This window comes from Plantibacter auratus (genome assembly GCF_050587365.1).
GTDB lineage: Bacteria > Actinomycetota > Actinomycetes > Actinomycetales > Microbacteriaceae > Plantibacter > Plantibacter auratus.
On record NZ_JBOBFV010000002.1, the window covers coordinates 386,815 to 410,564 of the forward strand.

Sequence of the window (23,750 nt, forward strand, 5' to 3'; positions counted from 1 at the left end):
TCCAGATCCCCTCGACGCCCTCAGCCTCCCAGCGTAGGGCAGGGCGGCTAGCGGCCCGCAGCGCTGACGACGGCACGGACGGATGCGTCGAGGACGGAGCGATGCCGACCCGCTGCCCACACCGTCTCCGCCCCGCGGCGGATCTCCAGGAGGGTCAGGGCCTCGGCGCCACTCCCGGCACTGAGCGAGGTCTGATGCAGGGAGACGATCTCGACGTGGACGCCGTGGTCGGCGAGGAGACGGGTCGCCGCCTCGACCGGACCGACGTCGGCGAAGGTGGCCTCATGGCGGTCCCCGTCGATCCGCAGACTGATCGTCGTCCGCGAGGTCTCGCCGGTCGTCGCCACATCGACCTCGAGCAGCTCGACCCGAGACGGCGTCGCCGACAGGTAGCTGCGCTCGAACGCCGCGAGCAACGCCTCGGCGTCCAGTTCGCGACCGGTCTCGTCCGCCTGCTGCTGGACGCGACGCGAGAAGTCCACCTGGAGACGACGGGGCATCTCGATGCCGTAGTCGCGTTCGAGCAGGTAGGCGATGCCGCCCTTGCCGGACTGCGAGTTCACGCGGATGACCGCCTCGTAGCTCCGACCGAGGTCCGCGGGGTCGACCGGCAGGTACGGCACCCGCCACGGGAGGTCCTCCGGGCGGCTGCCGGTGGCCTCAGCCCGCGCTCGGTGTTCCGCGAAGCCCTTCTTGATCGCATCCTGATGCGTCCCCGAGAACGCGGTGTGGACGAGCTCGCCGACGTACGGGTGGCGCGGGTGGATCTCGATGCGGTTGCTGTGCTCCACGACCCGACGGATGTGGTCGATGTCGGAGAAGTCGATCATCGGATCGACGCCCTGCGCGTGCAGGTTGAGCGCCAGGGTCGCGAGGTCGACGTTGCCGGTCCGCTCGCCGTTGCCGAAGATGCACCCTTCGACGCGTTGGGCGCCAGCGAGGACCGCGAGCTCAGCGCACGCGATCCCGGTGCCGCGGTCGTTGTGCGGGTGGACCGACAGGATGACGGCGTCGCGGCGGTCGAGGTTCCGGTGCATGTACTCGATCTGGTCCGCGTAGACGTTCGGGCTCGCCGCTTCGACGGTGGCGGGCAGGTTGAGGATCACCGGGCGGTCCGGAGAGGCGTCCCAGAGCGTCGTCATGGCGTCGCAGAGTTCGAGGGCGTAGTCCGGCTCCGTCAGGTTGAAGACCTCCGGGGAGAACTCGAACCGCACCCCGTCGAGATCGCCGGCGAACTCGAGGACGTCGGCGCCGCCGGCGAGGATGAGCGCGCGGAGCGAGTCGCGGTCGTGTCCGAGGACGACCTCCCGCCAGAGCGGCGCCGTCGCGGTGTACAGGTGGATGACGACCGGGTTCCGGATCCCACGGATCGACTCGACGGTGCGCTCGATCAGGTCGCGGCGGGCGGGCGTGAAGACGACGATCGTGACGTCCTCGGGAGCGATGTCGGTCTCGGCGATCAAGCGGACGAAGTCGTAGTCGGTCTGCGAGGCGGAGGGGTACCCGACCTCGATCTCCTTGTACCCCATGGTGACCATCAGCTCGAAGAACGCCCGTTTCCGCTCCGGGTCCATGGGCTCGGCGAGCGCCTGGTTGCCGTCGCGAAGGTCCACCGGCACCCAGAGCGGCGCCTCGGTCAGTCGTCTCGACGGCCAGGTGCGGTCGAGGAGGGGGACGTCCACCCGCGAGTACAGGTCCTGGTAGCGATGGGACGGCATCTGGGAGTGCCGCTGTCGGTTCCAGCTCGGCGCGGAGGGCGGGACAGGACCGGCGGGGGTGGAGAGTCGGGAGTCTGCGGGGATCACGCGGCTACGCTAACACAACTTGTCAGACAAGCTGAGGACTATGATCGAGTCATGGACACGGTGCACCGCGAATCGCTCTCCGACCAGGTCGCACGCTTGCTGCTGCAACGCATCCAGGCCGGCGAGTGGGAGATCGGCCAGAAGCTGCCCGGCGAGACGACCCTGGCATCGCAGCTCGGCGTGGGCCGGTCGACCATGCGCGAGGCGATCCGCCAGCTGGCCGGCCAGGGCGTGCTGTCGAGCCGGCAGGGATCGGGGAACTTCCTCCGGTCGCGCACGCCGGTCCAGGATTGGGACGCGCTCGTCCTGCGGACCGCGATCGGCTCGGTCATCGAGGCGCGCATCGCCATCGAGTGTGAAGCGGCAGCCCTCGCCGCACAACGCCACACGGCGTCCGATCTGGCCGCCATCCGGGCAGCGCTGGCCCACCGCAACACCGATCGCGCGACCATCGAGGGGCGGGTCGACGCCGACACCGCGCTCCACCGGAGCATCGTCGCTGCGAGCGGGAACGAGATCCTGACCGAACTGTTCGACACCTTCGCCGAGCGCAGCCGCGAGGCGATGATCCAGATGCTCCGCCTCAGCGGCGAGCCGGGGACGGACCACGACCAGATCGTCCACGAGCAGATCGTGCAGGCGGTCGCCGATCGCGATGCCACCGCGGCCTTCGACCGCAGCCGCACCCATCTCGTCGCCCTCCGCGACGGGTTGACCCGTTCGGACTGATCGCAGCGCGCGCGTGACTATACGCCTGTCGGCGCACGGATGACACGCCCCCACGGATATCGATCGGCAGGCGCAGGCTGGGCGTGAGTACCGCTCCGCCGGGGCGGGCACCGAGCACTGCACCAGCGCCGCTCAGGCGTCGAACAGGTCCTCTCGGGGACGGGCGGGAACACGCAGCATGTCGAAGGCTCCGAACCGGAACAAGCCACCCAAACGCATCCGGAAGGACCGCTACGAAGCGGAACTGGAACGACTCCAGATCGAACTGGTCGCGATGCAGCGCTGGGTGATCGAGACCGGCGCACGGGTCGTCGTGGTCTTCGAGGGCCGAGACGCCGCCGGCAAGGGCGGCGCGATCAAGCGCATCGTCCAATACCTGAACCCACGGTCCGCCCGGGTCGCGGCCCTGCCGACACCCGGTGAGCAGGAACGTGGTCAGTGGTACTTCCAGCGTTACATCCAGCACCTGCCCACGGCGGGCGAGATCGTGCTGTTCGACCGCTCCTGGTACAACCGTGCCGGCGTCGAACGGGTGATGGACTACTGCACCCCTGAGCAGTACCGGCGATTCCTCCGCCAGACTCCCGTGTTCGAGCGGATGCTCGTCGAGGACGGCATCATCCTCATCAAGTACTGGTTCTCGGTCTCCGACGACGTCCAGGAGCAGCGGTTCCGCTCGCGACTGGACGACCCCATGCGCCGCTGGAAGCTGTCCGACACGGACCTCCAGTCGATCACCCGCTGGGAGGACTACTCGCGCGCCAAGGACGAGATGTTCGAGGCCACCGACCACGCGGACGCACCCTGGTGGACGATCGAGAGCGACGACAAGCGGGCGTCGCGTTTGAACGCGATCTCGCACCTGCTCTCCCAGGTCCCCTACGAGCAGCGCGCCCCCGAGCCGATCGACATCCCCGAGCGGCCGGGCGCCGACGGGTACGACCGACCCGCGCGCGAACGGTACCGGTACGTGCCGGATCACGCCCACACCCTCGGGGGCTGAACCGACGCGCTGACGGGACGACCCGGATCAGTCGGCGCTCTGGCCACCCTGTCGTGCGCGGTGGGCGCGGACCCGACCCCGACTGGCACAGGCCGGCGACGGACACCAGTGCCGCCTGCGGGAGGTGTCGAGGAACACCCAGCGGCAGTCGACCTCGGCGCACTGATGCAACAACGCCCGGTCCGGCCCCTGCAGCATGACCAGCGCCTGGACGGCGATCGCGGCGAGCGCCGCGTCGAGCGGGACTCCGGCCTGAGCAGAACCACTCCACAGCGCTCCGGCCGAACCTGACGCGTGCACTCGCACCCGCGCGAGGTCGTCCGAGGCCGGTTCACGCCCGGCGACCGCCGCCATCGCCAGCTCGCGGAGCGCTTCCCGCAGCCGCACGAGGCGGTCGAGGTCCCCGGAGCTCAGCTCGTTACCCACCCCGAACCCGACCAGGCCGAGCCACCGCCGCCCCGCCTCGGGCGTCCCGATCCGCTCCACCGGCCTCGTTCCGAAGCTCTGCCCCTGCGTGGCGAGCAGGTTCAGCCAGGTGGCTCCGCCGTCGAAGCGGAAGTCGGTCTCGGTCGCCATGGTTCGAGTGTAACGTGTCAACCGTTACAGCCGAGACGAGCGAGGGAGCGACGATGCAGGGAGAGGCTATGCACGAGGTGTTCGATGTGGCGGCCGGCCGCGAACGACTGGCGGAGCTGCAGGACGAGACGACGACCGCGGCCTGGCGCGCGACGGTCGATGCGGCGGCGCCGGGCTTCGACGAGTGGATCGTCGGCGCCGTGTTCGGTGGGACCTACCAGCGCGAGGGCCTGACGCCGCGCGACCGGCAACTGCTCATCATCGGCGCGCTGACGGCCCTCGGCGGCGTCGACCCGCAGCTCAGCGGTCACCTCACGACGTCGCTCCGGATCGGGATGACCCGGACGGAGCTCGCCGAGGCGCTCGTCCACCTCGTGCCGTATGTCGGGCTGCCCCGGGTGATGGCGGCCCTGCGACTCCTCCCCGAGCCGGCGGCCGAACCACCGGCGACCGACCTCGACGCCGACGCCCGATGACCCGGGTGCGACTCGAGACCCGGGTGATCCGCACGGTGCGCGGCGACATCGACCCGGCCACGGCAGGCGTGGTCGACTCCCACGACCACCTCTTCCTGCGGACACCGGTCCTGGCCGGTGACGACCTCGTCGACGAGTCTGACGCCACGACCGCGCTCGAGCGGTTCGCGGCGGCGGGTGGTGGAGCCGTCGTCCAGTGGACGCCTCGGGGTCTCGGACGCGGCCTCCCGGCACTCCGGCGGATCAGTGCGTCGACGGGGGTCCACGTCGTGGCGGCGACCGGACGACATCTGCGACGCGTCTACCCCGACGGTGCTGCGGAACCCGCGCGCTCGGCCGACGATCTCGCCGCGGCGTTCATCGACGACGTCGACCGGCACGGGTGCGGACTGATCAAGATCGGTGTCGGCGTCGACCGCCTCGCCGAGGACGAGCGGGACGCGTTGCGGGCCGCCGCAGTGGCGCATCACGCCACCGGAGTGCCGATCGCGGTGCACCTCGAGCAGGGAGCGGCGGCCGAGCTCGTCCTGGCGGCGCTGGACGCCGACGGGGTGGACCCGAGGTCCATCGTCCTCGGGCATCTCGGCCGGAACCCTCACCTCGAGCAGATCCTCGAGGCGGCCCGCTCCGGCGCGTGGGTGTGCCTCGACACGCCATCGCCGGCTCATCCGATGGACCCCGCTCGACTGGCGCGGATCCTCGAAGCCCTCATCGACGACGGACACCTGCCCGCGCTGCTCCTCGGCGCCGACACGACCACGTCCGCCTCCCGTGCTCGGCCGGAGGAGTACGGTCCGGCGGCGCTCCGGACGACCGTCGCACCGCAGCTGGCGCAGGCCCTCGGCACGGAAGCGGTGTCGACGATCACCCGCGACAACCCCGCCCGCGCGTGGGCGTTCGAGCCCGGGGATTCGACGGCCGAGGACATGTCAAGGCTCAGACCACAGGCGTCTGGACACGGTGCGGGCCGCCGAGCAAGCCACGCTGACGGAGCTCTCCGAGGAGCTCATGCCTGCCAGAGATCGAGGGTATCCCAGTGGGTCGGCGCACCCAGGGACTCGATCGTGAGGGCTTCGGATGTCGGGAAGCCGCGGAGCAGCGCCGCGACTCTCACCGACCAATCGGTGTCAGGATCAATCGATGCCAGCAGGTAGGCGATCACGGCCAGCGCGTTGTAGGTGCCGTACACCTGTTTCGAATGCTCGGAATCACGCAGATGATCGAGCGCCTCGATCTGTCCGACCTTCGGCCGCGAGGGCGCGTTCTGCAGCTTGCGGTTGAACAGACGTGCGTGGTGGGCCGCGACATTTCGTACGTAGTTGAGGCTGGCGAGCCAGCTCACCAACAACTTCTTCGTGGGCACTCCGAGTGCGACGGCGATCTCTTCCGCGTCTACCTGGTTCAACCCTCGGTAGAGAACGGCGAGGTGGCCGAGCTCGAGGATCTCGGTGAGCGCCCACACGGGCATCCTGTCTTCGTACTTGTCGCGGAAGTGCTCGACGAACCGCTCATCAGAACCCGCCTGACGCGCCCTGACCCGCTGCAGCCACAGGACGTGTCTGCTGGGTTTCGGATTACGGATGTCGGTGTCGTTCGCTGTGAACGCGTGGACGAACGGGGTCGACTCTTCGTATGCGAACGCGGACGTACGGCCGAGCACGTAACCGACGCGCATACGGACCGCGACCTCGATGAGCTCGAGCCCGTTGAGCACGAGCATGCGCAGTCGGCGATCGAATTCGATGATCTCCTCAGCATGGGAAAGACGCGTGCCCGGCCGGTACCCGCTGAGGACGCGGACCCGGGTTCGGCCGTGCTCGTCGACGTACTCCTCGGACGTCCGAAACGGGTACAGGAAGCCTGTCAGACGGTAGTACCCGATTGATCGCAAGACCCGGGCGGCATGATCGGGATCCGAAACCTCGAGGCCGTGCTCCTCGAGCCGGGCGACCTGCTGCTCAACGGACACCCAGTCTTTGGCGTACTCGACCATGGATCTCCCCGAACAGAAAATCAGCCCGCGCCTTTCGGCAACGGGCTGATCATGATGACTCCAGCGTAACGGACGGAGACGTGCCGAGGAGCCTGGCGGCATTCGGCCTGTGGACAACACCACCCCGTAGGGAGGTCGTGAGGATCCACGCGGAAGGCGTATGGAAACCGTGAGGACCGCCGTCTGAGGTCACTGACGGGTGTTGGCTCTGAGCTGTCCCGAACGGGACACAGCACCACGCACCCGCACCACGCACCCACTGGAGTCCTCTTGCTCGACCTCGTCTACGTACTCGGCGTCATCGCCGTGTTCGCTCTGGTCGGCCTCGTCGCCCGGGGAGTGGAGAGACTGTGATCGTCTTCGAACTCCTCGCCGCCGTCCTGGCCGTCGCCGCCGTCGTGTACCTCGTGTACGCGCTCGTGAAACCCGAGAGGTTCTGATGCAGACCCTCTTCGCGATCCTCCAGGTCTCGACCCTCGTCCTGGTCCTCGTGCTGCTCTACCGTCCGCTCGGTGAGTACCTCGCCCGGGTGTACACCTCCAGCAAGGACTTCGCCGTCGAGCGCGGCTTCTACCGCGTGATCGGTGTCGACGCCCGCTCCGAGCAGACCTGGCAGGCCTACCTCCGCGGGGTGCTCGCCTTCTCGCTCGTCGGCGTCCTCCTCGTCTACGCGCTGCAGCGCGCCCAGGCCGTCCTCCCCTTCGCACTCGGCCTCCCCGCCGTCCCCGAGGGACTGTCGTTCAACACGGCCGTGTCCTTCGTCACGAACACCAACTGGCAGTCGTACTCCCCCGAAGTCACGATGGGCTACACCGTGCAGCTCACGGGCCTCGCGGTGCAGAACTTCGTCTCCGCCGCCGTCGGCATCGCGGTCGCGATCGCCCTCGTCCGCGGGTTCGCGAGTCGCCGCAGCGGCACCATCGGCAATTTCTGGGTCGACCTCACCCGTGGCACCCTCCGCGTGCTGCTGCCGCTCTCCGTCGTCATGGCGGTCGTGCTCATCGCGGGCGGGACCATCCAGAACCTCAACGGCTTCACCGACGTGACGACCATCACGGGCGCGACGCAGACCATCCCCGGCGGACCGGTCGCCTCGCAGGAGGCCATCAAGCTCCTCGGCACGAACGGCGGCGGGTTCTTCAACGCGAACTCCGCGCACCCCTTCGAGAACCCGACCGCCTGGACGAGCCTCGTGCAGAACATCCTCATGCTCGCGATCCCGTTCTCCCTGCCGCGCACCTTCGGCCGCATGGTCGGCGACCACAAGCAGGGCTACACGATCCTCGCGGTCATGGGCGTCATCTTCCTCGCCTCGTTCTCGATCCTCACGGCGCTCGAAGCCCGCGGCCTCGGTGCAGCACCGATGGCGGCCGGCGGCGCGATGGAGGGCAAGGAGCAGCGCTTCGGCGTCTTCGCCTCGACGCTGTTCGGCTCGACCTCGACGCTCACCTCGACGGGTGCCGTCAACTCGATGCACGACTCGTACACGGCACTCGGCGGCATGATGCCGATGATCAACATGATGCTCGGCGAGATCGCCCCCGGCGGCGTCGGCTCCGGCCTGTACGGCATGCTCGTGCTCGCCGTCATCGCCGTGTTCATCGGTGGGCTGCTCGTCGGCCGGACCCCGGAGTACCTCGGCAAGAAGATCGGCCCACGGGAGATCAAGCTCGCGAGCCTGTACATCCTCGTGACGCCGACCCTCGTGCTCGCCGGCACCGCACTGAGCTTCGCCATCCCCGGCGTCCGCTCGGACGTGGAGACGACGTCGATCTGGAACCCGGGCCTCCACGGCCTGTCCGAGGTCCTCTACGCCTTCACCTCCGCCGCGAACAACAACGGTTCCGCCTTCGCCGGACTCACCGCGAACACGCCGTGGTTCAACACCGCGCTCGGTGTCGCGATGCTCCTCGGTCGCTTCGTCCCGATCGTGCTCGTCCTCGCGCTCGCCGGTTCGCTGGCCGCGCAGGACCGGGTCCCGTCGACCGCCGGGACGCTCCCGACCAACCGGCCGCAGTTCGTCGGCCTCCTCACCGGCGTCGCCGTCATCATCACCGCACTCACCTACTTCCCCGTACTCGCGCTGGGTCCCCTGGCGGAAGGGCTGTCATGAGCCACGTCCACGACGCACACCGCGTGATCATCACCGCACCCACCTACCTCCCCGTACTCGCGCCAGGTCCCCTGGCGGAAGGGCTGTCATAAACCATGTCCACCACGCACACGCTTCCCGCCCCGGCGGAACCCGAGCAGGAGCAGGACCACCACCACGAGCCCGCGAAGGCCGCGTTCGGTCCGGCGCAGTTGCTCGCCGCGAGCCCGGGCGCCTTCCGCAAACTCGACCCGCGGCTCATGGTCAAGAACCCGGTCATGTTCATCGTCGAGGTCGGGGCGGCACTGACGACCGTCCTCGCGATCGCCGAACCGTTCCTCGGTGGTGCGCAGGAGTCCGGCGGCTCGGCCGTGCCGGCGTCGTTCACCTGGGGCATCGCGATCTGGCTGTGGCTCACGGTCGTCTTCGCCAACCTCGCGGAGTCCGTGGCCGAAGGCCGCGGCAAGGCGCAGGCCGACAGCCTCCGCAAGACGCGCACCTCGACCATGGCGAACCAGGTCACGGCCTACGACGCCTCGGCTGATCCGTCCGCGGAGTACGCCGCCATCGGCCAGGTCTCCTCCGCGGACCTCACCCTCGGCGACGTCGTCGTGGTGACCGCCGGCGAGCTCGTCCCGGGCGACGGCGACATCGTCTGGGGCATCGCCTCGGTCGACGAGTCGGCGATCACGGGCGAGTCGGCCCCGGTCGTCCGCGAGTCCGGCGGCGACCGCAGCGCCGTCACGGGCGGCACCCGCGTGCTGTCCGACCGCATCGTCGTCCGCATCACCTCGAAGCCCGGCGAGACCTTCGTCGACCGCATGATCGGCCTCGTCGAGGGTGCGGCGCGGCAGAAGACGCCGAACGAGATCGCGCTCAACATCCTGCTCGCGAGCCTGTCGATCGTCTTCGTGGTCGTCGCGCTGACGCTCAACCCGATCGCTTCGTATGCGGCGGCTCCCGTCAGCGTCCCGGTCCTCATCGCCCTGCTCGTCTGCCTCATCCCGACGACCATCGGCGCCCTACTCTCGGCCATCGGCATCGCCGGCATGGACCGACTCGTGCAGCGCAACGTGCTCGCGATGTCCGGCCGCGCGGTCGAGGCCGCCGGCGACGTCACGACCCTGCTGCTCGACAAGACCGGCACCATCACCTACGGCAACCGCCAGGCGGTCGAGTTCATCGCCCTCCGCGGTGTCACGCCGGAGGAACTCGCGCAGGCCGCAGCCCGGTCCTCGCTCAGCGACCCGACGCCCGAGGGCAAGTCGATCGTCGACCTCGCGGCCGAGCGGGGCATCCACCTGGACGGGTCCGTGGCAGGCGAGATCGTCCCGTTCACGGCGCAGACCCGCATGAGCGGCCTCGACCAGCCGGACGGCGCACAGATCCGCAAGGGCGCAGGCTCGGCCGTGCTGGCCTGGGTGGAGTCGTTCGGCCCCCTCGCCGAGGCGACCCGCGCCGAGCTCCAGGAGCACGTCGAGGCGGTGTCCGCCGGCGGCGGCACCCCGCTCGTCGTCGCACAGACCGACACCACCGGCACCGCGCGGGTGCTCGGCGTCGTCCGCCTGAAGGACGTCGTCAAGGCCGGCATCGCGGAGCGGTTCGCCGAGCTGCGCGCCATGGGCATCCGCACGGTCATGATCACGGGTGACAACCCGCTCACCGCGAAGGCGATCGCCGCCGAGGCCGGAGTCGACGACTTCCTGGCCGAGGCGACGCCCGAGCAGAAGCTCGAGCTCATCCGCAAGGAGCAGGAGGGCGGCAACCTCGTCGCGATGACCGGTGACGGCACGAACGACGCTCCGGCGCTCGCACAGGCCGACGTCGGTGTCGCGATGAACACGGGCACTTCCGCTGCGAAGGAGGCCGGCAACATGGTCGACCTCGACTCCGACCCGACGAAGCTCATCGACATCGTCCGGATCGGCAAGCAGCTGCTCATCACCCGAGGCGCCCTCACGACGTTCTCGATCGCGAACGACGTCGCCAAGTACTTCGCGATCATCCCGGCCATGTTCGCCGGGGTGTTCCCGGGGCTCGCACTGCTCAACATCATGCAGCTGCACTCCCCCGCGTCGGCGATCCTCTCGGCGATCATCTTCAACGCGATCATCATCGTGATCCTGATCCCGCTGGCCCTCCGCGGCGTGAAGTACCGACCGCTCAGCGCCTCGAAGGTCCTCAGCCGGAACCTGTTGGTCTACGGACTCGGCGGCGTGATCGCGCCGTTCATCGGCATCAAGCTGATCGACCTCGTCGTCACCCTGATCCCCGGCTTCTGAGCCGACGACCCAGATCAAGCTGATCGACCTCGTCGTCACCCTCATCCCCGGCTTCTAGCCCCACCCAGCACACGAAAGCAGACAGATCATCATGAGTGCATCCCGCAGCGGCATCGCCCAGTACTGGGTCGCCATCAGGGCCATGCTCGCCCTCACCGTCGTCCTCGGCGTCGGCTACCCCCTCATCGTCACCGGCATCGGGCAGGCGACGATGTCCTGGCAGGCGAACGGATCCGCCGTCACCGAGGGTGACAAGACGGTCGGCTCGGCGCTCATCGGACAGTCGTTCACCGACGCCGACGGCAAGCCGCTGCCGCAGTGGTTCCAGTCGCGTCCGTCGGCGGCCGGCGACGGCTACGACGGTGGCGCGTCGAGCGGCAGCAACCTCGGGCCGGAGAACACCGACCTCGTCGCCTCGATCGAGGAGCGCCGCGCGGCCATCGCCGCCTTCGAGGACGTCGATCCGTCGAGCATCCCCGCCGACGCGCTGACGGCCTCCGCGTCCGGCCTCGACCCGCACATCAGCCCGGCCTACGCATTGCTGCAGGTGCCCCGTGTCGCCGCCGAGCGCGGCCTCGACGAGGACGAGGTCCGTGCCCTCGTCGAGCGCCTGACGCAGGGCCCCGACCTCGGCTACCTTGGGGAGTCCACGGTCAACGTCCTGCAGCTCAACCTCGCCGTGGCAGGACTGGACGGATAACCATGCAGCGCGGACGACACAGCGCGGCCCCCGGGGTCGGCAGGCAGAGCGCCATGCTCCAGGAGGACTGAACACCATGCAGCGCGGACGACTCCGGGTGCTCCTCGGCGCGGCCCCCGGGGTCGGCAAGACCTACGCCATGCTCGAGGAGGGCCACCGCCTCGCCGGGGAGGGCGTCGACGTGGTCGTCGCGGTCGTCGAGACCCACGGTCGGGTCGCGACCGCCGCTCTGACGGAGGGGCTCGAGACGTTGCCGCGTCGGGGCGTCGAGCACCGGGGCGTGACGCTCGACGAGATGGACCTCGAGGCCGTCCTCGCACGCCGCCCTGGACTCGCGCTCGTCGACGAACTGGCCCACACGAACGCCCCCGGCTCCACGAACGACAAGCGCTGGCAGGACGTCGAGGCCCTGCTCGCCGCCGGTGTCTCCGTGCTCTCGACGGTGAACATCCAGCACATCGAGTCGCTGAACGACGTCGTCCGGCAGATCACCGGGGCGCCGCAGCGGGAGACGATCCCCGACGCCGTGCTGCGGGCGGCCGACCAGATCGAACTCATCGACCTCGCTCCACAGGCACTCCGCGACCGGCTCGCCGGCGGCCGGGTCTACCCGGCCGAGCGGATCGACGCCGCCCTGTCCAACTACTTCCGCCTCGGCAACCTCACGGCACTGCGCGAGTTGGCGCTGCTGTGGCTGGCGGACGAGGTCGACTCCGCCCTGCGCGACTACCGCGCCGAACACGGCATCGACAGCACCTGGGAGGCGCGCGAGCGGGTCGTCGTGGCCCTCACCGGCGGCCCGGAGGGCGAGACTCTGCTCCGGCGCGGCGCTCGGATCGCCGCACGCTCCTCCGGTGGCGAGCTCATCGCGGTGCACGTGACGACGCAGGACGGCCTCCGGACCGCGAACCCCGGTGCACTCGCGCAGCAGCGAGCACTCGTCGACACCCTCGGCGGCACCTTCCACCAGGTGGTCGGCGACGACGTACCGCGTGCGCTCGTGGACTTCGCGAAAGCGGCGAACGCGACGCAGCTCGTCATCGGTGTCAGCCGGCGCAGTCGCCTGTCCGCCGCGGTCACGGGGCCCGGCATCGGCAACACGGTCATCCGCGAGTCGGGCAACATCGACGTCCACATCGTCAACCACGAAGCGGCGGGCGGTCGGTTCCGACTGCCGAAGCTCGGCGGTGCCCTGAGCGCACGGCGCCACATCGCAGGCTTCGCGCTCGCGCTCATCGGCGGGCCGCTCGTCACCTGGCTCCTCCACCTCGCCCGCACCGAGGAGTCGATCACGAGCGAGGTGCTGTCCTACCAGCTCCTCGTCGTGCTCGTCGCGCTCGTGGGAGGGTTCTGGCCGGCGGTGTTCGCAGCCGTCCTGTCCGGGGTCACGCTCGACTTCGTCTTCGTCCAACCGCTCTACACCGTGACCATCGACGACCCGGCGCACCTCGTCGCGCTCGTGCTCTACGTCGTCATCGCCGTGATCGTGAGCGGCGTCGTCGACCTCTCGGCTCGGCGGGCTCGCACGGCCAGGCGCGCGGCGGCGGAGTCCGAGCTGCTCGCGACGGTCGCGGGCAGCGTGCTCCGCGGTGAGGGCGCCCTGCAGGCGCTCGTCAGCCGGACCCGCGAGTCCTTCTCGCTCGCCGGGGTGCGCCTCGTCTCGGGTGAGCAGGTCCTCGCGGTCGACGGCGAACCGACCCGCGGAGGCGACTTCACGAGCATCCCGATCGGCACCCGCGCGGTACTCGAACTGCACGGTGGCGTGCTCGCCGCCTCCGACCGCCGCCTGCTCGCCGTCATCGCAGCGCAGCTCGACGCCTCGCTCGAGCACACCGATCTGCGCGCCACCGCCCGGGAGGTCGGCCCGCTGGCCGCCACAGACCGGGTGCGGAGCGCGCTGCTCTCGGCGGTCAGTCACGACCTCCGGCGCCCCCTCGCCGCCGCGACCGCCGCCGTCACCGGCCTGCGCGCGACCGACGTCGAACTCACCACGGCGGACCGCCACGACCTCCTCGAGACCGCGGACGACAGTCTGCGCACGCTCGCGGCCCTCGTCACCAACCTGCTCGACGTGAGTCGTCTCCAGGCAGGCGTCCTCGCCGTGACCGTCGCGCCGATCGACGTCGAGGACGCGATCCTGCCGGCCTTCGACGAGCTCGGTATCGGGCCGCACGACGCCGAGCTCGACCTCGCGCCCGATCTTCCACCCGTCCTCGCGGACGCCGGCCTCCTGCAGCGCGTCATCGTGAACCTCCTGGCGAACGCGCAGCGGTTCAGCCCAGACGACACCCCCGTCCGGATCGCGACGAGCGGGTTCCGCGACGCCGTCGAGATCCGCATCGTCGACCACGGCCCGGGCATCGCGCCCGACCGGCGGGAGGACGTGTTCGTCCCCTTCCAGCGGCTCGGCGACACCGACAACCTCACGGGTCTCGGCCTGGGACTCGCGCTGTCGAAGGGCTTCGTCGAGGGGATGGGTGGCACACTCGAACCGGAGGACACGCCGGGTGGGGGCCTCACCATGGTGGTGTCACTGCCGGCGGCACGTGATCAGGAGGGAAACGCTCGATGAAGATCCTGATCGCCGACGACGACCCGCAGATCCTCCGGGCCCTGCGCATCACGCTCACCGCCCGCGGCTACGAGATCATCACGGCCGAGGACGGGACCGCTGCGCTCAACGCGGCGACGACGCACCGGCCCGACCTGTACCTGCTCGACCTCGGCATGCCGGGGCTCGACGGGCGGCAGGTGATCGAGGGCCTCCGCGGCTGGACCGACGCGCCCATCCTCGTGGTGTCCGGTCGTGCCGGCTCGACCGACAAGGTCGAGGCGCTCGACGCCGGAGCCGACGACTACGTGACGAAGCCCTTCGCGATCGACGAACTGCTCGCCAGGATCCGTGCGCTCACCCGGCGGGTCCCCGGCGCCGAGGCCGAACCCACCGTGCGGTTCGGCGACATCGTGGTCGACCTCGCCGCGAAGCAGGTCACCAGGCAGACCCCTGGTGCGTCCCCGGCCACCGTCCGCCTGACGCCGACGGAGTGGCAGGTGCTCGAGCTGCTCATCCGGAACGCCGGCAAGCTCGTGACCCGACAGATGCTGCTTACGGAGATCTGGGGTCCGACGCACGTGACCGACACCGGCTACCTGCGCCTCTACATCGCGCAGCTGCGGAAGAAGCTCGAGCCTGAGCCGGCCACTCCCCGCCACCTGCTCACCGAGGCCGGCATGGGGTACCGCTTCCAGCTCTGAGCGAGGGCTCGCGTCGAGTCGGGCAGGGTAACAGGTTGCAGCGCCCGAGGCCATGCCCCCGGAATCGCAGCTTGCACGCGTACCGTCGCAGTCGCGTCCGGGCTTTCCGGACGAGACCCATGCAGGTACCGCAGAACCAGAGAGGATGGCGCCCATGACCCAGGTCATCGAAACCATCGACGTCGACGTTCCCGTCTCCGTCGCCTACAACCAGTGGACCCGCTTCGAGGACTTCCCCAAGTTCCTCGACGAGGTCGACTCGATCACGCAGGTCACCGACACCCTCACGGAGTGGACGGTCACCGTCGCCGGACAGACCCGCACCTTCGAGGCGGAGATCACCGAGCAGCACCCCGACGAGCGCGTCGCCTGGAACAGCACCGGCGGCGAGGCGGACCACGCCGGCGTCGTCACCTTCCACCGCCTGGCGGACGCCAAGACGCGTGTCACCGTGCAGCTGGACTGGGAGCCCAAGGGCCTCCTCGAGCACCTCGGCGCAGCCGTCGGTGTGGCCGGCCATGCGGTCAAGAAGGACCTCGGCAACTTCAAGCAGCTCGTCGAATCCGAGGGCCAGACCGGACAGGGATGGCGTGGCGATGTCGAGTGACGGCCCCCGCCCCGGTCCCCCGCACACGCACGACGACGACGTGAAGCACGACGTGCCGAAGCCCGAGGAGGTCGACCCCGAGACGGGGACCGACGCCGAGGGCGACCCCGTCGAGAACCCGTCGGGCTGATCCTCCGGCGTCGGCCCGTCCGAGGCGAGCACCGCCCCGAGACGGGGACCGACGCCGACGGCGACCCCGTCGAGAACCCGTCGGGCTAGCAACACGCCCGTCACACCGCATCACCGCCTCTAGGCTCGGAGCATGAGTGCTCGCGCCGGTCAGGCGAACCCCCGCCCCGCGCTGTCCGCCCCTCTTCGGCGGCGGCGCGGGGCGATCTTCGTCTTCATGCTCACCGTCGGCGTGGGCCTGTCGTCCTTCATCGTCCGGACGCCGGCCGTCCGCGACCTCGTGCACGCGAGCACCGCCGAAATGGGACTCATCCTCTTCGGCATCTCCGTCGGATCGATGACGGGCATCCTGTCGTCCGCAGCGCTCGTCCGTCGGTTCGGTGCGCGTCGCCCGATCATCATCGGCGGAGCGGCGTTCGTCATCGGACTCGCGCTCCTCGCCCTCATGGCGGGTGCCGGGCAGGGCGTCGGTGTCTTCCTCGGTCTGATCGGCATCGGTCTGGGCTTCGGCCTCGCCGAGATCGCGATCAACATCGAGGGCGCGATGATCGAGCAGCTGTCCGGGCGGTCCATCCTGCCCGTGCTCCACGGCTGCTACAGCCTGGGTTCCGTCATCGGCTCGGTCGCCGGCATCGCGCTCACGGCGATCGCCTTCCCAGTGACGATCCATCTGCTGATCGTCGCGACCGTCGCGCTGGCGGCGCTGCTGTGGGCGATCCCGAAGATCCCGGCCGAGACCGGACGACAGTCGGACACGGGTGCCGGCTCCCCCGGGATCCGTGCGCAGCTCGCAATCTGGCGGCAGCAGCGCGTGATCTTCCTCGGCCTCATCGTGCTCGCCCTCGCGCTGGCCGAGGGCGCCGCCGGCGACTGGTTGCCGCTCATCATGGTCGACGGGCACGGCACCACGGCCGCCGTCGGATCGATCGTCTTCGCCGGGTTCGCCCTCGCCATGACGATCGGTCGTTTCGCCGGTGAACCGCTCCTCGCCCGCTTCGGCAAGGCCAATGTGCTGCGGGTGAGCGCGCTGGTGTCGGCGGTCGGGATCGCGCTCGTCGTGTTCTCCGACAGTGTCCTCGTCGCGGGGCTCGCGGTGCTGCTGTGGGGGCTCGGTGCGGCGCTCGGCTTCCCGGTGACCCTCTCGGCGGCGGGTGAGAGCGACGATCCGACGACGACCGTCGGCGCCGTCGCCTCGGCCGGCTACGTCGCGTTCCTCGTCGGTCCGCCGCTGCTCGGGTTCCTCGGAGAGCACTTCGGTCTGCGCGGCGCGATGATCGTGGTGCTCGCCGTCGTCGTCCTGGCGTCGTTCCTGACGTCCGCGGCGAAGCCCCAGGAGCGGCAGCGGACGGCCTCGCCAGCCGGTCCCTGAGTCGTTCCGCTCAGCGCGGGTGGCGCTTGGAGCGCCGGATGTATCCGGGCAGCAGCACGCGGCCGGAGACGCCCGTGCGGCGGGCGAGGATCTCGCCGAGGGTGACGCCGGCGGCGAGCGCGAGGCCGGTGAGGCCCGCCTGCAGCAGCTGTTCGACCCCCTCGGAACCCTGCTCGCCGTTCACGAGCGCGAGCATGCCGCGGTAGATCGCGAGCCCGGGCAGCAGCGGCACGATCCCACAGATGGTGAGGATGATCGCCGGGATGCGCAGCCGCGGGCCGAGCGCCTCCGCGGCGAAGCCGATGATGAGCGCGGCGAGCGCACTGGCTGCGGCGGGCGCGACGCCACTGCCGGAGACGAACACGAAGACGGAGAACGCGATCGCGCCGGTGACCCCGGCGAAGAACGCTGCACGGATGGCCGCCTGCGAGGCCATCGCCCAGGCGGCGGAGGCCACGGCCGCACCGACGATCTGCACAGCGACGGGCCACGGGCTCACCGGGAGGTCGAAGAGGACGAGGGAGATGCCGAGGCGCCGGGCGAGGTCGAGGACGCCACCGATGCCGACCACGATCCCGATGGTGAGGAGCATCACCTCGACGAGCCGTCCGCTCGCGGTGACGGGGAACCCGTTGATCGCGTCGTCGGCCGCCCCGACGAGCGAAGCGCCGGCGAGGAGGACGACGATGCCCGATGCGACGATGAGCGCGGGCGGCAGGGCCGAGAGGTCGTCCGGGACGTAGGGGCTGAGGATCGAGATGAGGACGGCGACGGTCGTGGCGATGGCCGCCCCGGTGAGTTGGAGGAAGAAGACCGGCAGCTTCCAGACGTTCAGTGCGCGGAAGGCGCTGTCGATGAGCGCGGTGGTGGCGGCGGCGAGCAGCATCGAGACGACGCCGCCACCGAGGAGGACGGCGACGGCCGCCGCCATCGTCGACAGCAGCACGGTGACGAAGCCACGGCGGTAGGTCCGTCGTGCGGTAAGGATGCGGTCGAGGTCGCGGTGGGCGGCGCCGAGGCGGGCGTGCAGTTCGTCGCGGAGGTCGGCCTCGTCGTCGCGGGCGACGTCGGTGACCGTCATGATCGGTTCGGATCGGTTGGTGATGCCCTCGGCGACCACGACGACCTTGGCGAGGCGGTCGAAGTCGGCGGAGGGCGAGCGGACCACGCGGAGCACGGTGACGCCCGGTGACAGCTCGGACCCGTCGTGCGCGATGAGGATGGAGGTGAAGGTGAGGTCGACCTGGCATTCGAGGTCGAACGCGCGGCACACGCGACGGATGGCGTCGGTGACCTCGGCCGCTGCTGCTCCGAGAGCCAGCATCGACTCGCCGATCCGGCCGGCCAGCTCGAGCACCTCGCGCACGGGCCGTTCCGCATTGAGGCGGATGACCGCCTGCTCGTCGACGCCCTCCGGCGCCGCTCCTCGGATTCCCCCGGCCAGCTGACTCAGCAGCGAACGCATACCCACCCGCTCATCGTACGAGCCACCGGTGACGGCTGGCTCGCCCTGGTGTTCGGCGGTCGTCTGTGCGAGGTCATGGGCGGGTCCGATCGGCCCGAATCCTGGTGATCATCTCGAATGTCAGTGGTCCATGTTGGACTGGGGTCATGACCGAGACCGCCACGTTCGACGACCCCGAGGTGCACGAGCGCTCGGGGTATCCGGAGCACCCGGAACACCCGAGCGATGTGTTCGCTGCTCGGATGGCGTCGTTCACCGACCGCTTCGTCGATCTCACCCGCCGCCGCGCGGCGCTCGACGCCGAGGAGGCGCACCTGCTGGCCGAAGCCTTCTCCTACGCCGATGCGACCGCGTCAGCGCTCGTCTCCGCGAGCACCACCTCGACCGACGCCCGCGACCTCGCGCGGCGGTCGATGTGCGCGTCGCTCGCGATCGCCACGAGGATGTCCGAATCGACGCTCCAGGCGCGGGTCGGCGACGCCGAGGCCCTCGTCCACCACGCACCCACCGTGCTCGAGGCCCTCGCGCAGGGTTCCATCAGCGGCGGTCACGCCCGCGCGATCACCGACCAGCTGCGCGACGTCCCGGCAGAGGGCCGCACGGTGTTCCTCGAGCAGGTGCTGCCCGTGGCCCTCCGATCGACGACCGCACGCCTGCGTCAGCGCGCGAGGGTCGTTCGGGAGCGGCTGCACCCCGAATCGATCACCGCTCGACGCACGCGCTCGATCACCGACCGCCGTGTCGAGCTCGAAGCTGCGACCGACGGCATGGCCTGGCTGCACTTGTTCACCACCGCCCCGCTGGCGCACGCGATCAGGAACCGCCTCGACGCCGTCGCGGTCCCGGCGCGGATCGCGGGCGACACCCGCACGCTCGCGCAGCTGCGCGCCGACGCCCTCGCGTCGCTCGCCGTGGCCGGCACGGTGCGCGACGACGTCGGTCCCATCCCGGTCGACCCGGAGACGACCGGGACGTTCACCTGGCTGCCCGGTTCCGCGCCGCTCGACGACGCAGCCAGGATCGCGGAGGCGGCGGTCGCCGCCGGGGCCGACCCCTTGCTCGTCGAGCCCGTCGGCATCGAGGCCCGCATCCGGGCCACCGTCCAGATGACCGTCCCGGCCCTGTCCACCCTCGGCGTCACCGACGAACCCGGCGTGCTCGACGGCTACGGCCCGATCGACCCCGACACCGCCGCCCGACTCGCCGTCACGGCCCCTTCCATGACCCGTATCCTCACCCAACCGGAAACGGGAGCCGTCGTGTCCGTCGGGCGCGAGCAGTACCGGGTACCGGCAGACCTGGCGCGCGCCGTCCGCCTGCGAGACACCACGTGTCGGGCTCCGGGCTGCGGACGAGCCGCCCGGAGCTGCGACCTCGACCACTCGGTCGCCTGGCAGGACGGCGGCACGACAGCTGTCGACAACCTGGCCTGTCTCTGCCGACATCATCACCGGCTGAAACACCTGCCGGGTTGGAACCTCGAGCACCACCCCGGCGGCATCCTCACCTGGACCACACCCGACGGCCGACGACACGAGACCAGACCCGAGCTCGCCGAGACGGGGTGAACCTGGGCGACCCGGGCTCAGTCCGAGACGACCGGCACCACGAACCGGTGCTCACCGTGCGCGACCACCTGCTCCTCCGCACCGGTGAGGGCGATCTCCGCGGTGACACCGACGGGCACGACCACATCGACCTCCAACGCCTCCCCGGCGACCCGCCAGGACACACTGATGCGCCCGTACGGCGACTCATGCGCGACCGCGGCCGACGTCAGCCGTGGATCCGGTCGCGGCGCGATCCGCACCCGGCGGTACCCCGGCGCGACACTCGTGAGCCCACCGATGGAGCGGTGCATCCAGTCGGCGACAGCACCCAGGGCGTAGTGGTTGAACGACGTCATCCCGCCGGGGTTCACGGTCCCGTCCGGGCGGAGGCTGTCCCACCGCTCCCAGATCGTCGTGCCACCCTGCTTCACCGTGTACAACCACGACGGGCACTCGTCCTCGAACAACAGGTCGTAGGCGGTCGACAGGTGGCCGCTGTCGGTCAACGCGTCCGTGATGAGCGGTGTCCCCGCGAAGCCGGTCGCGATACGGTTGCCGGCCGCGGCGACGAGCTCGGCGAGCCGACGACCTGCCCAGTCCCGCTGCTCCGAGGTCGGGAACAGTCCGAACTCCAGTGCCAACGAATACGCCGTCTGCGCATCGCTCGTCAGCTCGCCCGTCTCGAGCACGTACTCCGCGGCGAAGGCGTCCCGGACCGCCGCCGCGAGCCGCCCGTAGTGCTCGGCGTCGGCCGTCAGACCGAGTTCGGCCGCCGTCTCCCCCAGTCGCTTCGCCGACCACGCGAAGTACGCGGTCGCGACGAGGTAGCGGTCGGTCGCGGCATCGGCTGGGTCGTTCGGGGGTGCAGCCGGGTCGAGCCAGTCGCCGAGCTGGAAGCCCGTGTTCCACAGGTGGCCTGGCCCTGCGAGACGGTCGACGAGGTCCACCCACCGCTTCGCGCTCTCATACTGCGTCGCGAGCACCCCGCGGTCTCCGAACCGTTCGAACAGGGTCCACGGCGTCAGGACGGCGACGTCGCCCCACACCGCGCCCGGCCGGATCGGCGTCCACTCGCTGCCACCAGGGATGACCGGGACGTACCAGGGGATGGTCCCGTCGTCGAGTTGCTCCGCCTCCACGTCCCGCAACCACCCGCCCAGGAACCCCGCGCAGTCGTAGAGGAACGACGCCGTCGGGGCGAACACCTGGATGTCCCCGGTCCAGCCGAGCCGCTCGTCCCGCTGCGGGCAGTCGGTCGGCAGGCCGACGAAGTTGCCGCGCATCCCCCAGACCACGTTCTCGTGCAACCGGTCGAGCAGCGGGTCGGACGATTCGAACCACCCCGTGCGCTCCATGTCGCTGTGGTAGACGAGCGCCTCGACGTCCGACGGATCGAACGCGCCCGGCCATCCCGTGATCTCGGCGTACCGGAATCCGTGGAACGTGAAGCGCGGCTCCCACACTTCAACATGATCCGTGCCATCGGCGGCGTCGGATGCCGGACCACGCAGCGTGTACCGGTCGGTCGCGAGGGCACCACGCAGCGGACGGGTGTAGATCTCGCCGTCCTGCATGACCTCCGCATGACGGAGCTGCACGGTCGTCCCGCGCGCTCCGGAGACCCGGATGCGGAGGCGACCCACGAGGTTCTGCCCGAAGTCGAGCACCGTGGCGCCCGAGGGCGAGGTGGTCACCTCCACCGGCGAGACGACCTGCGTGTTCCGGACCGGCGGCCCCTGCGGCGCCACCAGTGTCCCGGTATCGCGCGATCCGACGGCGACGGGCGAGAAACCCTCCCCGTCGAACCCTGGAAGCGACCAACCGGCGACCTCCTCACGCGCGTCGTAGTGCTCGCCGAAGTAGAGGCTGCTGCGGAGGATCGGCCCGAACCCGGCCGTCCAGTCGGCGTCGGTGGCGATCGTCGTGCGCGTGCCGTCGGCATGTGTCACCTCGAGCTGCGCGATGAGCGACAGGTCGGCCCCGTACAGGTTGGGATACCCGCCGTGGAAGCCGATGCGGCCGCGGTACCAGCCGTCACCGAGCCAGGCCCCGATCGCGTTCCCACCCGCACGCAGCGCGTCGAGGACGTCGTACGTGCGGTGCGTGAGGCGCTCGCCGTAGACGGTCCAGTCCGGCGCCAGGGCGTCCGCCCCGATACGACTCCCGTTGATCTCGACCTCGGCGAGCCCGTGGGCGGTCACGTAGAGGCGGGCGGAGACGACGTCGTCCGGCAGCGAGAACTCCCGACGGACGAGTGACGGTCGCCGTTCGGCCTCCGGGTCCTCCTCCCACGCGCCGCCCACCGGTGCCGCCGTCCAGTCGGACGGCTCCAGCAGGCCGGCCTCCACGGTCGCCGACTCGCTCCACGCCGACCACGCACCGTCACGATCCTGGACCCGGATCCGCACCACGGCCGCCTCACGCGACACGAGTGGCTCGAACGGCCAGTCGACCAGCACCTGCTCGGAGGAGGCGACCGGCTCCGCCTCCGTGCGGCCGTCGGCGCGCAACGCCTCGACCTGATACGCGGACTGCTCGAAGTCGGACGGAGCGGTGAGCTTCCAGGACAACCGCGGAGACGCGACGCCGATGCCGAGCGGCTCACGGAGGTGCTCGAAGCGTGGCGCGGTCACGGTGACCTGCTCGGCGGCGGCGGGAGGACGTCCGGCCTGGTCGGACGTGGTGGCGGTGATGGAGGTGGTCATGGCGAGACGTCGCCTTTCTCCCGGTCGGAGCGGACCCGGGTGAGCGGAGTGGTGGGAAGCGCGAGTAAGGGCGCTGGGGACGGCGGCGACTGAGGGATCAGCCCTTGACGGAGCCCGCCGTGAGCCCCTTCATCACCCGCTGGTTCAGCACGAGGTAGAGCACGAGGGTGCCGAACACGTTGATGCAGATGGCTGCGAACAGCGGGCCGTACTGCGTGGCCCCGAACTCGCCGGTGAAGTTGAGCAGCCCGACCTGGATCGTGCGGAGGTCGGAGCTGTTCGTGAAGGTCAGCGCGATGAGCAGGTCGTTCCAGATGAAGAAGAACTGCACGAGGGCGATCGTGAAGATCCCGTTCCGGACCATCGGGAACCCGATGACGAAGAACGAGCGGATGATGCTCGCGCCGTCGAGGGTCGACGCTTCGAAGACCTCGCGCGGGATCGCCCGGAAGAAGGTCGCCATCATGAACACCGTGAGCGGGAGGCCGATCGCGGTGTAGGTGATGATGAGCGGCCAGAGCGTGCCGGAGAGCCCGGTCTGGAAGTAGACGGTGAACAGCGGCAGCAGGATCATCTGCCCCGGCACCATGATGCCGACGAGGAACGCCAGCAGGACGCCGTTCCTCCCCTTCCACACCATGACCTCGAGGGCGAAGCCGGCTGCGGTCCCGAGGACGATGATGAGCGCGAGCGCCGGGAACACCGCGAGCGCGCTGTTCGTGAGGTACTGGCCCATGTTGCCGGTGGTCCACGCTTCGACGTAGTTGCCCCAGGCGATCGAGGACGGCAGGGCGAAGGCGTCGCCGTTGATGAACTCGTCGTTCGTCTTGAACGAGCTGATCACCAGCCAGAACAGCGGATAGATCGTGATGACGAGGATGACCGCGACAAGGACGTTCAGGGGCAGTTTGACCAGCCCGCGGCGGAAGCGGCGGGCGCCGGGCGAGACGCGCGGTCGGCGCTCGGGGGTCTTCGCGGGAACCGCGGTGGCGGGCAGGGTGCTGGAGGTCATCG

The 23,750-nt window shown here is 70.1% G+C and carries 19 protein-coding genes and 1 pseudogene; 14 read left to right on the forward strand and 6 right to left on the reverse strand.

All coding sequences use genetic code 11. The features are described from left to right. Positions 1–47 precede the first annotated feature (47 nt). Positions 48–1,718 (reverse strand): 2-isopropylmalate synthase, encoded by a 1,671-nt coding sequence (locus ACQ3HE_RS08980; protein ID WP_430893077.1) that lies wholly within the window; start codon positions 1,716–1,718, stop codon positions 48–50. A 138-nt stretch (positions 1,719–1,856) separates the two neighbouring features. On the opposite strand from ACQ3HE_RS08980, the gene ACQ3HE_RS08985 reads away from it, so the two are divergent. Both ACQ3HE_RS08985 and ppk2 read left to right on the forward strand, forming a co-directional pair. Continuing rightward, positions 1,857–2,534 (forward strand): FadR/GntR family transcriptional regulator, encoded by a 678-nt coding sequence (locus tag ACQ3HE_RS08985; RefSeq protein WP_430892315.1) that lies wholly within the window; start codon positions 1,857–1,859, stop codon positions 2,532–2,534. 178 nt (positions 2,535–2,712) lie between these two features. Next, complete coding sequence (gene ppk2, locus ACQ3HE_RS08990) at positions 2,713–3,537, forward strand: polyphosphate kinase 2 (protein ID WP_430892317.1); 825 nt, start codon at positions 2,713–2,715, stop codon at positions 3,535–3,537. Positions 3,538–3,564: 27 nt separating this feature from the next. On the opposite strand, the gene ACQ3HE_RS08995 is transcribed toward ppk2, so the two are convergent. Next, positions 3,565–4,113 carry a CGNR zinc finger domain-containing protein gene (locus ACQ3HE_RS08995; RefSeq protein WP_430892319.1) on the reverse strand — a complete coding sequence of 183 codons (549 nt, stop codon included), beginning with the start codon at positions 4,111–4,113 and terminating at the stop codon, positions 3,565–3,567. A 53-nt stretch (positions 4,114–4,166) separates the two neighbouring features. Between ACQ3HE_RS08995 and ACQ3HE_RS09000 the strand changes: the two genes are divergently transcribed. Both ACQ3HE_RS09000 and ACQ3HE_RS09005 read left to right on the forward strand, forming a co-directional pair. Further along, a complete protein-coding gene (locus ACQ3HE_RS09000; protein WP_430892321.1) occupies positions 4,167–4,589 on the forward strand; it encodes a carboxymuconolactone decarboxylase family protein in 423 nt (140 codons plus the stop codon). Further along, positions 4,586–5,464: pseudogene (locus tag ACQ3HE_RS09005) on the forward strand (phosphotriesterase family protein); the annotation flags it as partial. The gene ACQ3HE_RS09000 and the pseudogene ACQ3HE_RS09005, both read left to right, overlap by 4 nt. 131 nt (positions 5,465–5,595) lie before the next feature. Here ACQ3HE_RS09005 and ACQ3HE_RS09010 read toward each other — a convergent pair. Beyond that, positions 5,596–6,582 carry an Abi family protein gene (locus ACQ3HE_RS09010; protein WP_430892323.1) on the reverse strand — a complete coding sequence of 329 codons (987 nt, stop codon included), beginning with the start codon at positions 6,580–6,582 and terminating at the stop codon, positions 5,596–5,598. Between the two features lie 350 nt (positions 6,583–6,932). On the opposite strand from ACQ3HE_RS09010, the gene kdpF reads away from it, so the two are divergent. The 9 genes from kdpF (at position 6,933) to ACQ3HE_RS09055 (ending at position 17,016) form a co-directional block, all read left to right on the forward strand. Beyond that, positions 6,933–7,022 (forward strand): K(+)-transporting ATPase subunit F, encoded by a 90-nt coding sequence (gene kdpF, locus ACQ3HE_RS09015; protein WP_056009336.1) that lies wholly within the window; start codon positions 6,933–6,935, stop codon positions 7,020–7,022. Further along, positions 7,022–8,695 (forward strand): potassium-transporting ATPase subunit KdpA, encoded by a 1,674-nt coding sequence (gene kdpA / locus ACQ3HE_RS09020; protein WP_430892325.1) that lies wholly within the window; start codon positions 7,022–7,024, stop codon positions 8,693–8,695. Before kdpF ends, kdpA begins: the two co-directional genes overlap by 1 nt. Positions 8,696–8,790: 95 nt before the next feature. Next, complete coding sequence (gene kdpB / locus ACQ3HE_RS09025; protein ID WP_430892327.1) at positions 8,791–10,956, forward strand: potassium-transporting ATPase subunit KdpB; 2,166 nt, start codon at positions 8,791–8,793, stop codon at positions 10,954–10,956. A 91-nt stretch (positions 10,957–11,047) separates the two neighbouring features. Next, positions 11,048–11,656, forward strand: a complete 609-nt coding sequence (kdpC, locus tag ACQ3HE_RS09030; RefSeq protein ID WP_430892329.1) for a potassium-transporting ATPase subunit KdpC — start codon at positions 11,048–11,050, stop codon at positions 11,654–11,656. 76 nt (positions 11,657–11,732) lie between these two features. After that, positions 11,733–14,228, forward strand: a complete 2,496-nt coding sequence (locus ACQ3HE_RS09035; RefSeq protein WP_430892331.1) for a sensor histidine kinase — start codon at positions 11,733–11,735, stop codon at positions 14,226–14,228. Continuing rightward, on the forward strand, positions 14,225–14,911 hold the full coding sequence (locus ACQ3HE_RS09040; protein WP_159877263.1) for a response regulator: 687 nt from the start codon (positions 14,225–14,227) through the stop codon (positions 14,909–14,911). Before ACQ3HE_RS09035 ends, ACQ3HE_RS09040 begins: the two co-directional genes overlap by 4 nt. Before the next feature lie 154 nt (positions 14,912–15,065). Further along, positions 15,066–15,518, forward strand: a complete 453-nt coding sequence (locus ACQ3HE_RS09045) for an SRPBCC family protein (protein WP_430892333.1) — start codon at positions 15,066–15,068, stop codon at positions 15,516–15,518. Next, a complete protein-coding gene (locus tag ACQ3HE_RS09050) occupies positions 15,508–15,648 on the forward strand; it encodes a hypothetical protein (RefSeq protein ID WP_159877259.1) in 141 nt (46 codons plus the stop codon). The genes ACQ3HE_RS09045 and ACQ3HE_RS09050 overlap by 11 nt, the downstream gene beginning before the upstream one ends. A gap of 132 nt (positions 15,649–15,780) precedes the next feature. Further along, the gene (locus tag ACQ3HE_RS09055; RefSeq protein ID WP_430892335.1) at positions 15,781–17,016 is read left to right on the forward strand and encodes an MFS transporter; all 1,236 of its coding nucleotides are present in this window, start codon (positions 15,781–15,783) and stop codon (positions 17,014–17,016) included. Between the two features lie 10 nt (positions 17,017–17,026). Here the strand turns inward: ACQ3HE_RS09055 and ACQ3HE_RS09060 are convergent, their stop codons facing one another. Beyond that, positions 17,027–18,481 (reverse strand): threonine/serine exporter family protein, encoded by a 1,455-nt coding sequence (locus tag ACQ3HE_RS09060; protein WP_430893078.1) that lies wholly within the window; start codon positions 18,479–18,481, stop codon positions 17,027–17,029. A 146-nt stretch (positions 18,482–18,627) separates the two neighbouring features. On the opposite strand from ACQ3HE_RS09060, the gene ACQ3HE_RS09065 reads away from it, so the two are divergent. After that, positions 18,628–20,049: an HNH endonuclease signature motif containing protein gene (locus ACQ3HE_RS09065; RefSeq protein ID WP_430892337.1), complete on the forward strand. Its 1,422-nt coding sequence runs from the start codon at positions 18,628–18,630 to the stop codon at positions 20,047–20,049. A 17-nt stretch (positions 20,050–20,066) separates the two neighbouring features. Here ACQ3HE_RS09065 and ACQ3HE_RS09070 read toward each other — a convergent pair whose 3' ends face one another. Both ACQ3HE_RS09070 and ACQ3HE_RS09075 read right to left on the reverse strand, forming a co-directional pair. Next, complete coding sequence (locus ACQ3HE_RS09070; RefSeq protein ID WP_430892339.1) at positions 20,067–22,736, reverse strand: alpha-L-rhamnosidase; 2,670 nt, start codon at positions 22,734–22,736, stop codon at positions 20,067–20,069. Positions 22,737–22,833: 97 nt separating this feature from the next. Next, complete coding sequence (locus tag ACQ3HE_RS09075) at positions 22,834–23,748, reverse strand: carbohydrate ABC transporter permease (protein WP_430892341.1); 915 nt, start codon at positions 23,746–23,748, stop codon at positions 22,834–22,836. Positions 23,749–23,750 lie beyond the last annotated feature (2 nt).